11 protein-coding genes are annotated in these 12,093 nt (G+C 60.7%); 5 read left to right on the top strand and 6 right to left on the bottom strand.

Annotated elements, in window-relative coordinates; genetic code table 11:
• Positions 1 to 64: 64 nt before the first annotated feature.
• Complete coding sequence (locus K3725_RS08375; protein ID WP_260018325.1) at positions 65 to 718, top strand: pseudouridine synthase; 654 nt, start codon at positions 65 to 67, stop codon at positions 716 to 718.
• A 12-nt stretch (positions 719 to 730) separates the two neighbouring features.
• Entirely contained in the window at positions 731 to 1,153 is a 423-nt protein-coding gene (locus tag K3725_RS08370; protein ID WP_260018324.1) for a VOC family protein, read from the top strand.
• A gap of 32 nt (positions 1,154 to 1,185) precedes the next feature.
• Here the strand turns inward: K3725_RS08370 and K3725_RS08365 are convergent, their stop codons facing one another.
• A complete protein-coding gene (locus K3725_RS08365) occupies positions 1,186 to 1,851 on the bottom strand; it encodes an alpha/beta hydrolase (protein WP_260018323.1) in 666 nt (221 codons plus the stop codon).
• On the bottom strand, positions 1,848 to 2,570 hold the full coding sequence (locus tag K3725_RS08360; RefSeq protein ID WP_260018585.1) for a DNA-3-methyladenine glycosylase: 723 nt from the start codon (positions 2,568 to 2,570) through the stop codon (positions 1,848 to 1,850). The genes K3725_RS08365 and K3725_RS08360 overlap by 4 nt, the downstream gene beginning before the upstream one ends.
• Positions 2,571 to 2,594: 24 nt before the next feature.
• Between K3725_RS08360 and K3725_RS08355 the strand changes: the two genes are divergently transcribed.
• Entirely contained in the window at positions 2,595 to 3,812 is a 1,218-nt protein-coding gene (locus tag K3725_RS08355; protein ID WP_260018322.1) for an MFS transporter, read from the top strand.
• A gap of 70 nt (positions 3,813 to 3,882) precedes the next feature.
• Here K3725_RS08355 and K3725_RS08350 read toward each other — a convergent pair whose 3' ends face one another.
• From K3725_RS08350 to K3725_RS08335, 4 genes are all read right to left on the bottom strand, one after another.
• The gene (locus K3725_RS08350; protein ID WP_260018321.1) at positions 3,883 to 4,659 is read right to left on the bottom strand and encodes a squalene/phytoene synthase family protein; all 777 of its coding nucleotides are present in this window, start codon (positions 4,657 to 4,659) and stop codon (positions 3,883 to 3,885) included.
• Entirely contained in the window at positions 4,649 to 6,283 is a 1,635-nt protein-coding gene (cimA, locus tag K3725_RS08345) for a citramalate synthase (protein WP_260018320.1), read from the bottom strand. The genes K3725_RS08350 and cimA overlap by 11 nt, the downstream gene beginning before the upstream one ends.
• On the bottom strand, positions 6,283 to 7,848 hold the full coding sequence (gene cysS, locus K3725_RS08340; protein WP_260018319.1) for a cysteine--tRNA ligase: 1,566 nt from the start codon (positions 7,846 to 7,848) through the stop codon (positions 6,283 to 6,285). Before cysS ends, cimA begins: the two co-directional genes overlap by 1 nt.
• Positions 7,849 to 8,166: 318 nt before the next feature.
• Positions 8,167 to 8,745 (bottom strand): outer membrane protein, encoded by a 579-nt coding sequence (locus K3725_RS08335; protein WP_260018318.1) that lies wholly within the window; start codon positions 8,743 to 8,745, stop codon positions 8,167 to 8,169.
• Positions 8,746 to 9,057: 312 nt separating this feature from the next.
• Here K3725_RS08335 and K3725_RS08330 point away from each other — a divergent pair, with 312 nt between their 5' ends.
• Together K3725_RS08330 and K3725_RS08325 are read left to right on the top strand one after the other, a co-directional pair.
• A complete protein-coding gene (locus K3725_RS08330) occupies positions 9,058 to 9,339 on the top strand; it encodes a hypothetical protein (RefSeq protein ID WP_260018317.1) in 282 nt (93 codons plus the stop codon).
• Positions 9,340 to 9,925: 586 nt separating this feature from the next.
• The gene (locus tag K3725_RS08325) at positions 9,926 to 11,476 is read left to right on the top strand and encodes a trimethylamine methyltransferase family protein (protein WP_260018316.1); all 1,551 of its coding nucleotides are present in this window, start codon (positions 9,926 to 9,928) and stop codon (positions 11,474 to 11,476) included.
• Positions 11,477 to 12,093: the final 617 nt, after the last annotated feature.

Genomic DNA, 12,093 nt, shown 5'->3' with positions numbered 1-12,093 from the left:
TATCCACAGGCTGTAACAGGGACAGCCTCTTGCCCTGCCGCCCCAGTCCGCCTATTGCGCAGCCATGACCCGCCTGATCCGCTTCAACAAACCTTTTGACGTTCTGCCGCAATTCACCGACAGCGGCAGCCAGGACAGCCCGCGGCCGACGCTCAGCCGGTATATTGATTGCCCCGGCGTCTATGCGGCAGGCCGCCTTGACCGCGACAGCGAAGGCTTGATGCTGCTGACGGACGATGGCCGCCTGCAATCCTGGATCACCGACCCCAAGCACAAGATGGACAAGACCTATTGGGTCCAGGTAGAGGGCATTCCCAGCGCCGATGCACTCAGGCTGCTGGCGGAAGGCGTTGATCTGAAGGACGGCAAGACCCGGCCCGCCAAGGTGCAGGTGATCCCGGAACCGCCCGGGCTCTGGGCGCGTACACCGCCCGTCCGGGTGCGCAAGACCGTTCCAGATAGCTGGATCGCGCTCACCATCCGCGAAGGCCGCAACCGGCAGGTGCGGCGCATGACTGCCGCTGTCGGGCATCCAACCTTGAGGCTGATCCGCTACAGCATTGGCGCCTGGACACTGGACGGGCTGGCGCAGGGCGCCTGGGAGGACCTGGAGCCACCGCGTGTGCCCGGCCCGCCCAAACCCTCGCAAAAGCCGCCGCGCAGGCCCAAGGCGGCATCACCGCGCCCGGCAAAAGGTGACAGGCCCCGGCGCCGCTGATAGCCTGTCTTCATGCTGCCTCAAGCCCCTGCCCCCGATGCCATTCTGGAAGCGTCGCTTTATGTCGACAATCTGGACGCGGCTGAAGAGTTCTACGGCAGCCTGCTGGGGCTCGAATGCATCCAGCGGGTCGGCAACCGGCATGTGTTTTTCCGCTGCGGCAGTGCCGTCGTGCTGCTTTTCAATGCTGCCGAGACCGTGAAGCCGCCCGGAAATCCGCGATTGCCGGTGCCGCCGCATGGCGCCCGCGGGCCGGGGCATCTGTGTTTCTCCCAGCCGAGGGAAGCGCTGCTCCTGATGCGCGCCCGGCTGCTGGCGGCCGGCGTGGAGATCGAATCCGAATTTGACTGGCCCAGCGGCGCGCGGTCGGTCTATTTCCGCGATCCCGCCGGAAACTCGCTCGAGATTGCCGAGCCGCATCTGTGGGCCTATTGACCCACAGAACAATCCAGCTTCAATTCAGCGGCTTACAGGCTCAGCTTGTCCCGCATGAAGGCCAAGGCAACGCTCAGGCCATCCGGCGCGATTCCATGGGCAGTGCCCTTCTGGATGTGTGCAAAGACATCCTGAAAACCCGCCTCTTGCAGCGCTTCGGCGGCCTCAGGCAGTGACTGCACCGGCACCACGTCGTCCTGATCGCCATGCACCAGTAGAACCGGCATTTTGGACACCGCCTCATCCTTCAGCAGCTCCGGCGCCAGCAGACGGCCGGAAAATGCGACAATCCCGGATATTGCGTCCTCTCGCCGAGGTGCCACGTGCAGGCTCATCATCGTGCCCTGGCTGAACCCGAAGAGAACCACCTGCTCTGGCAGCACGTCCTCGTCGACCATAAGCGCATCCAGGAAAGCATTCAGGTCCTCGACCGCGGCCTGCATCCCGCGCATGCTTTCCTCTTCCGAGGAACCGTCGATCCATGGAATAGGGAACCACTGGAAGCCGAACGGCGCACCGGCGCAGGCCTCTGGCGCATCGGGTGCGACAAACAGCGTATCCGGCAGATGTTCGCCCAGCGGATCGGCCAGCCCCAGCAGGTCCGCGCCATTGGCGCCATAGCCATGCAGGAACACCACAACGGAGCGGGTTTCGCCGGAGAGCGGCTCCTTGCGGCCGGCATTCAGTACACGAGTCATCGGATTCCTTCCCTGTCCTTCGCCACCCGGTAATAGGCCCACAGAATGCGCGCCGCAACCGACCGCCACGGTGACCAGGCTTCCGCGATTTGCCGCATCTCCCGCTCCTTGGGGCGTTCAGGCAGACTGAACAGGACCCGCGCCGCCTCCTGCAGGGCCAGGTCGCCATGGGCAAACACGTCTGCGCGGCCCAGCGAAAACATCGCGTAAATCTCCGCCGTCCAGACGCCGATCCCTGGCACCTGCACCAGCGTAGCGATTACCTCCGCATCAGGAGCATTGCGCAACGCGTTGAAATCAATACGCGCCTCAGAAAGTGCCCGGGCATAGCGTATCTTCTGACGGCTGAGACCGGCTGCACGCAGATCATCGTCCGTTGCCCGCAGGATCTTGCGCGGCCCTGTCAGCTTGGCGTCCTTCATCCGTTTCCAGATCGCATTTGCAGAAGCAACGCTCACCTGCTGGCTGACAATAGCGCTCAGCAGTTCAGCGAACCCTTCGGGCTTGCGCCGCAAGGGCAGCGGACCGGTCAGTTCCAGCGCGTCGGCAAACCGGAGGTCCTGTGCCGCCAGCCATTCAGCACCCTCGGAGACGCAGTCGCCGCATTGAATGATCCGGCCCGCACCCGGCAGAAACTTCGGCTGTTCTGACGCCACGTCACCCCCCTTGGCCGCGGCAAATGGGCGGCCCTCCAGCGCGGCAAGCGTCTTGCCCCGCATGCGGTTCACCGCTACGCATCCCATATGAGCATGACCATGACCACCCCCAGCGACACGGTCGCCAAGAAAAACGTTGCCATCCTGGTGCTGGCCCAGGCAATCCTCGGTGCGCAGATGCCGATGATCTTCATCATTGGCGGTCTTGCCGGCCAATCGCTGGCCTCCAACCCCTGCTTTGCAACGCTGCCCATCTCGCTGATCGTGGGCGGCTCGATGCTGGCGGCCACGCCTATCTCAGCCATCATGCAGCGCTGGGGCCGCCGCGCCGGTTTCTTCACCGGCGCCGCCTTTGGCGCAATGGGGGGCCTGGTCGGCGCCTACGGGCTCTATCTCGGCTCCTTCCCGGTCTTCCTGCTCGGCAGCCTGATGACCGGCGTCTACATGAGCGCACATGGCTTCTATCGTTTCGCAGCCGCGGACACCGCCTCTGAAGCATTCCGCCCCAAGGCGATTTCCTATGTGATGGCCGGAGGCCTTGCAGCTGCGCTGATCGGCCCGCAACTGGTCAAGCTGACCAGCCAAGCTTTTGTTATTCCGTTTCTTGGCACTTATCTGACCGTGATTGCCGTCAATGTGTTCGGCGCAGCGCTGTTTCTGCTTTTGGATATTCCCAAACCACCAGCGCCCAGTCATGACAGCCCCAAAGGGCGCAGCCGTCTCGAACTGCTGAAAACGCCAGTTATTGCCGTCTCGGTAATCTGTGCAATGGTTTCCTACGCATTGATGAACCTAGTCATGACATCGACCCCGCTGGCCGTGGTAGGGTGCGGTTTCACTCAGGGCAATGCCTCCGATGTGGTGATGTTCCACGTTTTAGCGATGTATGTGCCGTCCTTTTTTACCGGGCACCTGATTGCCCGCTTCGGCGTGGAAAAGATCGTCGCCGCAGGTCTGGTCATTCTTGCCGGCGCCGGCGCCGTTGCGCTGCAAGGCGTTGATCTGGAAAACTTCTTCATCGCGCTTGTATTGCTCGGCCTTGGTTGGAACTTCGGTTTCATTGGTGCAACCACCATGCTGGCCGGCGCCCATGACAGCCACGAAAAAGGCCGGATGCAGGGATTGAACGACCTGCTGGTATTTGGCGGCGTCACCATGGCGTCACTGGCCTCCGGCGGGTTGATGAACTGCTCCGGCGGCAATCCGGTGGACGGCTGGAACGCGGTCAACATGGCGATGGCGCCGTTCCTGGTGCTGGCAGGCGGAGCGCTGATGTGGCTGGTGATGCGGCCCAAGGAAGCCTGACCGTTTCTGCTTGAAAGCTAGAGTAACAAAGGCGCCCAAACGGGCGCCTTTGTTGTTTCATCGAAGTACTTTACCAGCGCCCGGTGACTGCACGCCGCATCAGCCCCATCCGGCGCCGGAACTCACTTTGACCAAGAGCACCCTGCGCCACCCGGTCAGGCTGCCGGATGGCCTGTTTCAGAACCGCCTCAGCCTGCCATCCCGCCAGCAAAGCAACTCCTGCAGCTTTCGAAACATCGGCTCTTCGCACTCTCGCTTTACTCAGCTTTTCCAGCCCCTTGCGCGCCAAAGCTTGCACACCTTCCAAGGTGCCGTCGAGCAGCGGGATCCGTTTCTGCGCTTCCAGTTCAGGGATTGCGCGCAGCCAGCTGGCAATACCTGCGCCATAGCCGAAGTCCCGGACCACAGACTCATCCGCCTCCCCCAAAGACCTTGCTGCCATCCACATCAGCGATCCGCTGGTCCGGTCGATATAGCCGTCAAACTCCGCCTGATCCTCAAAGGGATCCTTGTAAATATCCCAACGCCGCGCCTCGGCCATACCGTCGATACAGGCCGCCAGTTCAGGCTTCAGCAGCTTGGAAAGCGGCGTCGCAACATAGTGGCGGCGGACCGGCTTGACCTCGGCGATCTCCGCCCCCACGTCGCGCCACCATTGCACCCGCATTTCGGCAATCATGCTTTCCTGGCTGGCCCACGGCGCCCGCGCCAGCTCGACATTGAAGGCATAAAGCGCAAACAGCAGCGGCCGCGCCTGGACCGGCGCCGCCATGGTCGACAGAAAACGGTCCGGGTCGCTCTTCTGAACCAGCTCCGCGCAGGCCGTCAGGTCGGCGTCAAACTGCATCCGCCTGCCCGGCCCCGCTATCATGGATCAGTTTCCAGCGGATGGCGTCCAGCAGAGCCTCGAAGGAGGCGTCGATTATGTTCGCGCTGACCCCGACAGTGGACCAGCGATGGCCCTGGCTGTCTTCGCTGTCGATGATGACCCGGGTAACGGCCTCGGTACCGCCCTGGGTGATCCGCACCTTAAAGTCCACAAGCCGCATGTCCTCCAGCTGCGCGGAGTAGCGCCCCAGATCCTTGCTCAGCGCCCGCGCCAGCGCGTTGACCGGGCCGCGGTCGCTGCCGGTTTCGTCCAGCGATTCACTGACCGACAGGCGTTTCTCGCCGTCAACCTTCACCACCACCACAGCCTCGGACAGGCTGACCATGCGGTTGTACTTATTCTTGCGCCGCTCGACGGTCACCTTGTAGCGCTTGACCTCGAAAAAGTCCGGCAGCTGCCCCAGTTCCTTGCGCGCCAGCAGCTCAAACGACGCCTGCGCGGTGTCATAGGAATATCCTTCGGCTTCGCGGTCCTTGATCCGCTCCAGGATCCGCGCCAGCGCCGGGTTGCCGTTTTCAACACTCAGCCCCGCATCGGTCAGGCGCTTGCGCAGGTTCGACTGCCCGGCCTGGTTCGACATCGGGATCACCCGCGCATTGCCGACCGTGCCCGGCTCGATGTGTTCATATGTGGCCGGATCCTTCAGGATCGCGCTGGCGTGCAGACCCGCCTTGTGGGCAAAAGCCGAAGCGCCCACATAAGCCGCCTGCCGCACCGGTACCCGGTTCAGGATGTCGTCCAGCATCCGGCTGGTCCGGGTCAGACCCGCCAGTGCCTCCAGGCTCACCCCGGTCTCGAACGTGCTGGCATAGGGCTCTTTCAGCAGAAGTGTCGGGATCAGTGCGGTCAGGTTGGCGTTGCCGCAGCGCTCCCCCAAACCATTCAGCGTGCCCTGGATCTGCCGTGCTCCGGCGTCGACTGCTGCCAATGAACAAGCTACGGCATTTTCCGTGTCATTGTGAGTGTGTATGCCCAGTTTCTCACCCGGAATTCCGGCCGCAACAACTTCACTGACGATCCGATGAACCTCTGCCGGAAGCGCGCCGCCATTGGTGTCGCACAGCACCACCCAGCGCGCACCAGCCTCCAGCGCCGCGCGGCAGGCGGCCAATGCATAGTCCGGATTGTCCTTGTAGCCGTCAAAGAAATGCTCCGCGTCAAACAAAGCTTCCCGCCTCTGCGCAACGATATGGGCGACCGAGGCGCGGATGTTTTCGAGGTTTTCCTCCAGTGTGATCCCCAGCGCATGAGTCACATGGTAGTCATGGCTCTTGCCGACCAGGCAGACGGCTTGGGTGCCCGCGTTCATCACCGCTGCCAGCACTTCGTCATTTTCCGCCGAGCGGCCCGCCCGCTTGGTCATTCCGAAGGCGGTCATGGTGGCGCGGGTGTCCGGCGCCTCCCCGAAAAAGGCGCTGTCGGTTGGGTTGGCGCCCGGCCAGCCGCCCTCGATGTAGTCGACGCCCAGCCTGTCCAGCGCCAGCGCGATCTGCTTCTTCTCTTCAGAGGAGAACTGCACCCCCTGGGTCTGCTGCCCGTCCCGCAGGGTTGTGTCATAAAGATAGAGGCGTTCCTTTTGCATCAGGCTAGCTCTCTTTCTGCATAGGACAGAAATCGTTCTTGAATTCCAGAAGGTTCCCCGGAACAAATCACGTTGCGCCAGTACCCCTTCGCGTCTAGCTCAAATTCTAGGTTGCGAGCATCGGCTTCGCTGTTCAACTCAGCTACGCTCATGGTTAGCTTTCCATCCAGAACTGGACGGGATAAGGCCAGCCAGCCGAGAGCTTCATGCTCAAAACTTACACGCCAATCAGTTCCTTGCCCATCTTCCACCACAACGCCGGCCATATTCAAAAACCCGCGAATAGCATCGGCTTTTGCCCATTCTTTCTGTGCACGTGCAGTCATTCTGGCAGAGACGAGGCTGTTGATACGTTCCTCGAATTCCTCGTCGGCTTCAGGTTGAGTTGCCCATGCACCCATCTCTTCCCTTAGCAGGCCCATCATCTGGGCCGAGGACAGCAGCCCGGCAGCATCGCCGGATGCCGCCAGCTTGTGCAGCTCAGAAATCGCTCCGGCAGAATTCAGGTCATCCGCCAGCGCGTCCAGGACCGCGGCAGCAGCGCTGGGCGCGGGTTCGATGCCCGCGGTCAGCGCCCGCCACTTGCGCAGCGTGGCTTCGGCTTCCTTGGCCTTCTTGTCGGTCCAATCCATCGGCTTGCGGTAATGGGTCTGCAGGAACACCAACCGGATCACCTCACCCGGATAGCCCTGATCGAGCAGATCGCGGACAGTAAAGAAGTTGCCCAGGGACTTGGACATCTTCTTGCCCTCCACCTGCAGCATCTCATTGTGCAGCCAGAAACGCGCAAAAGTATCATCGCCATTGGCGCAGCAGCTTTGCGCAATTTCGTTTTCATGGTGCGGGAACATCAGGTCGTTGCCGCCGCCGTGGATATCGAAGGTCTCGCCCAGCAATTCGTAAGACATCGCCGAGCATTCGATATGCCAGCCCGGCCGCCCGCGGCCCCAGGGGCTGTCCCAGCCCGGCAGATCATCGCTGGAGGGCTTCCACAGCACAAAATCCATCGGGTTCTTCTTATAAGGCGCAACCTCGACCCGGGCGCCTGCAATCATGTCATCAACCGACCGGCCCGACAGCTTGCCATACAGCTCTTTCCAGCTGTCGACCGCAAACAGCACGTGGCCTTCGGCGGCATAGGCGTGGCCCTTGGCAATCAGCTCCTCGATCATCGCCACCATCTGCGGGATGTACTGGGTCGCGCGCGGCATGTGGTTGGGCTCCAGCGCGCCAAGCTCGCCCATGTCATCCAGGAACCATTGCGTCGTCTCAGCGGTAATATCGCCAATCGGCCGGCCGCTCTCCGCCGCGCGGGCGTTGATCTTGTCATCTACGTCGGTGAAGTTCCGGGCGTAAGTCACTTTATCTGCGCCATAAACCTCGCGCAGAAGCCTGTAGAGAACATCAAACACCACCACAGGGCGTGCATTGCCCAGATGCGCCCGGTCGTAAACCGTGGGGCCGCAGACATACATCCGCACGTTTTCGGCGTCGATCGGCTTAAAGACCTCTTTCTTGCGGGTCTTCGTGTTCTGCAGCTTGATCACTCTGTCCATGGTTCCCATGCCCGGTTCCTTTCGCATGCCCAGCCAACAGCGGCAGGCACTACCCTTTGCGCGCAGCGCGGGCTTAGCAACTTGTCAGGAAAATGAAAACGACAGAAACCAGCCCGCTGATATGTCAGCAGGTAATGCAGCAGATAATGGTGGCGCATTTTTGGTTCATGCAGGCTGCTTAGCACGCAGATGCTGGTCCGCCAAGCATTTTGGCGGCTGCAAACAGCAAAAGCCGCCCGGTTTGCCTTGGGTGCAGACCGGGCGGCCAGCAGCGCGGCGGAACAGGCGGGCCGCGCTGGTACTCATATCAGTTTAGAACTTGTCAGTTTAGAACTTGAAGGACGCGCGCAGCGACACGGATGTCGCATCAGCGCCGACGCCCGAGGTGCCGAACTGGTCGAAGTCATGTTCCAGCACTTCGCCGCCGACCTGCCACTGGTCGGTCACCTGATAAGCCAGGCCAACACCGTAAAAGTCGCCGGTTTCGCTGCCCAGCGAGCTGTCAGCCTCGGCCACACCGCCAGTCACATAGGCCAGCACCCGGCCAAAGTCATAGCCGGCTTTCAGCTTGGCGCGCGCCACGGAGTCAACAGTTGCGCCACCGCCCAGATCCAGGTCGGTGGAGTCATAGTCAAGTTCACCGCCCAGCACGAAACGGCCAAAATCGTGATTGTAGCCGCCGTGGATACCGTATGCGGTATCATCACCCGAGGCACCATTGCTGGCATCCGCGTCCAGCTGGCCCACCTGGCCACCCAGATAGAACCCGGTCCAATCGCCGCCCTCATTGACCACAACCGGCGCCGGAGCCGGCGCGGCTTCGACCACCGGCTCAACCAGGTTGCCGGCAAAGGCCGCACTGCCCATTACGGTTGCGATGGCTGTCATAGCTACGAAACGAGTCATTCAGACTTCTCCTTTTGCAGTCCCGGCGCAGGCTGTGCGCCGTTGACGCTTACAAAAGGTCTTTGCCTGGCAGTTTCCAGTGCCGCCCGGTTCACAAGCTTTGACTTGGCGGTGAGTGGCCGAAATCCAGGATTCAGCCGCGCTTTTCCGCCGGAATCCGCAAGCGGAAATCCGCCAAACTATTGAAAGAAAGAAAAGCTTTTCCTAGAGCCGGGGAAAGCGCCTGCCGCCGTGCGTCTAAAACCGGAACGCAGCACCAACAGCCAGGGTTTCGCCGCGCGGGCTTCCACTGCCATCCCTTGGGCCCGCCTCATGATGCAGCAACTCCCCGGTCAGCTGAAGCGCACGGTTCAAGGAAACCCTCATGCCGAACCCGAACAGCGTTCCGTGGCGCCTGCGGCCCGAGTCTTCGGCCTGAAGGCCGCCAACAGTTACAAAGCCGGTGGCGGACCCAAAGCCGTATCCGGCATGCAAGCGCAGCTGGTGGGTTTCATCCGCCTGCAGAACCCGTGTGAGCGGCCCGGTCTGCCCGGTTGCCACACTGCCCCCCAAGATCAGCCCTTCAGATCCATCACCATACCCGAAAGCAAATGAAGGCCCTTGCCCCCCTGGAATGCTGTAAGCAAACGGATCTGAACCGTTATTAGCAGAGCGTCCGTGATCCTCAGCCGAACCCGATTGCCCATGCAGAACGGCAATGGAAAAAACCGCAGCGAACGTTTGGCAGAGTTTGGTTATCCTAACCATCGGCATGTGGTTTTGCCTTTTTGCAGTGCGCCGTTCAGCGCGTCATCCCCCCAGGACCCCATTTATACGCATTAATGCTTAATATTTCGTTCCAAGACTGCCCGAAATCCGCCTTCGCAAGAAGCGTTAAAAGATGCAGTTTAACCATAAAAAGCACTGAAATTTTTCAACTATTCACGCTCACCTCCGCCCTCCGAAGGGGGTGATGAAAAAAATGTCGCATTTTTCACCAAGGTCGTTATCGTGCTAGAAACTTCGCAAATGCATGCCAAACTGCCGCGAAGATAACAGGAGACCGCATGCAGGAAGAACGCAGCCTTCTTAACCTCATCAGCCGCACCATTGGCGCGGCACGGGGACGCGCCGCCAGAGGCCGGCCGTACTGAGTTGAAATAAAACACATTTCAACTCTCACCCCTGAAAGGCTCCCAATATGAACGACCAAGCCTCCCCTGCCCGCGCCACCCGCAGCGGCGGGCGTAATGCGCGCCGTGCAGCCCGTGCTGCCGCCCTGCCAGATCATCTGCGTCCGGTCCGCCCCGGCATGGAATCCACCGCGCTCAAAATACTAAGCCAAGCAGACATGGAAAAGATCCATGAAGCCGCCCTCACCGCGCTGGAAGAGATCGGCCTTGCCGACGCTCCGCAGAGCGGGATCGACTATCTGACGGCCGCGGGCTGCTCACTTGGCGACGACGGCCGAATCCGCTTCCCTCGCGCACTTGTGGAAGACACAATCGCCAGGGCAAACCGCTCCGTCACCCTTTTCAGCCGCGATGGCAAAAACGATCTGCAGCTGTCAGGCGGCCGCGTGCACTATGGCACCGCTGGCGCCGCGGTCAGCGTTGTCGATGTGCAAGGCAGGAACTACCGCGATTCCACCGTGCAGGATCTGCATGACGCAGCCCGCATCTGCGACCAGCTGGACAACATCCATTTTGTTCAGCGCCCGATGGTTTGCCGCGACATCCCCGACAATTGCGAGATGGACCTGAATTCCATCTACGCCTGCACTTCCGGCACCACCAAGCACGTTGGCGTGTCTTTCACGGAACCCGGATTTGTGAAACCCGGTCTGGAACTGCTGCACATGATTGCAGGCGGCGAAGACAAATGGCGAGAGCGCCCGTTTGTTTCCAACTCCAACTGCTTCGTGGTTCCGCCCATGAAGTTTGCCACAGAGTCCTGTGAAGTGATGGAAGAATGCATCAAAGGCGGCATGCCTGTGCTTCTTCTGTCCGCAGGCATGGCTGGCGCCACGGCCCCTTCGACCATTGCCGGGGCCATCACCCAAGCGGTTGCCGAATGCCTGGCTGGACTGGTTTATGTAAATGCCGTAAAGCCTGGCGCTCCCGCAATTTTTGGCACCTGGCCCTTTGGCCTCGACCTGCGCACCGGCGCCATGACCGTTGGCTCAGGCGAGCAAGCCCTGCTGACCGCCGGCTGCGCCCAGATGCACAAGTTCTACAATCTGCCGGGTGGTGCCGCAGCCGGGGCCTCCGATTCCAAACTTCCGGACATGCAGGCCGGCTGGGAGCAGATGTGTTCCGCCGTCATGGCGGGTCTTTCGGGCCTCAACATGGTCTATGAGGCCGCTGGCATGCACGCCTCTCTGCTTGGCTTCTGCCTGGAATCGCTGATCCTGGACAATGACCTGCTGGGCCAGGCGCAGCGCTGCGTCCGCGGTATTGAGGTTAACGACGAAACCCTCGCGCTCGACCAGATGCGCGCCACCTGCCTGGGCGGGCCGGGTCATTACCTGGGCACCGATCAGACGCTAGGCCGGATGCAGGTGGATTACGTGTACCCGGATCTTGGCGACCGCACCTCCCCCAAGGAATGGGCTGAGCGCGACAAGCCCGACCTGATCGAGAAAGCGATCGCCAAAAAGGAAAAGATCCTGTCGGAACGCGCTGCTGCCCGGTTTGACGCTGAAACCGACATGGCAATCCGTCAGGAATTCAACATTCATCTGCCCGCCTGACGCGGACCTGTATGATCTTGGAGCGGGCCGGGTTTTCCGGCCCGTTTTTCTTTGGCCAGCGGCTTCGGCACCGCATATGCACCTCGATTTCCATTTCCTAAATTTTTCTTAACTTCAACCTTGAGGTTCCCTGGGCTAGCACTTAACCTGTTGTAAAGACGCCAGGAAATGCAAAACGAAATGATGCATGGCGTAAAATACCCTGCAAAAAAAGCGACGTCAGAAACGCAAAACTAAAATGCATAATTGCAATATGCGCCAACTTCGATGGGACTGGTGTTCATTTGCATTGCAAAATTGCAGGACACATTGTGGAAACTGATCCGAAACTTGTGATCTGCATTTCTGCAAGGCAATCTCCTTGCTTGTCGTAAACAACCACCACTTTTTGCAAGGCCCGAAACGCGCGTTGACTCAAAGCCCGCTTGTACCGCGATGTCCGCTGCGAAAACTGCGGCATCAGGTTGTCAAATCATTAACAGGAGCCCTGCGCCTCAAAACCACTTCGGGCGAAGCGGATAGCCCGGAACTCTTTGCAAAATTCCCAGCAAGAACGAGGGTTGCAAAAACGCTAATCCATCCTGCAAAAATGCAGCGCGGAACGGTCTCCGCGCTGC

This window comes from Leisingera sp. S132, assembly GCF_025144465.1.
Classification (GTDB): domain Bacteria; phylum Pseudomonadota; class Alphaproteobacteria; order Rhodobacterales; family Rhodobacteraceae; genus Leisingera.
This window is presented reverse-complemented; position numbering and strand designations above follow the sequence as displayed.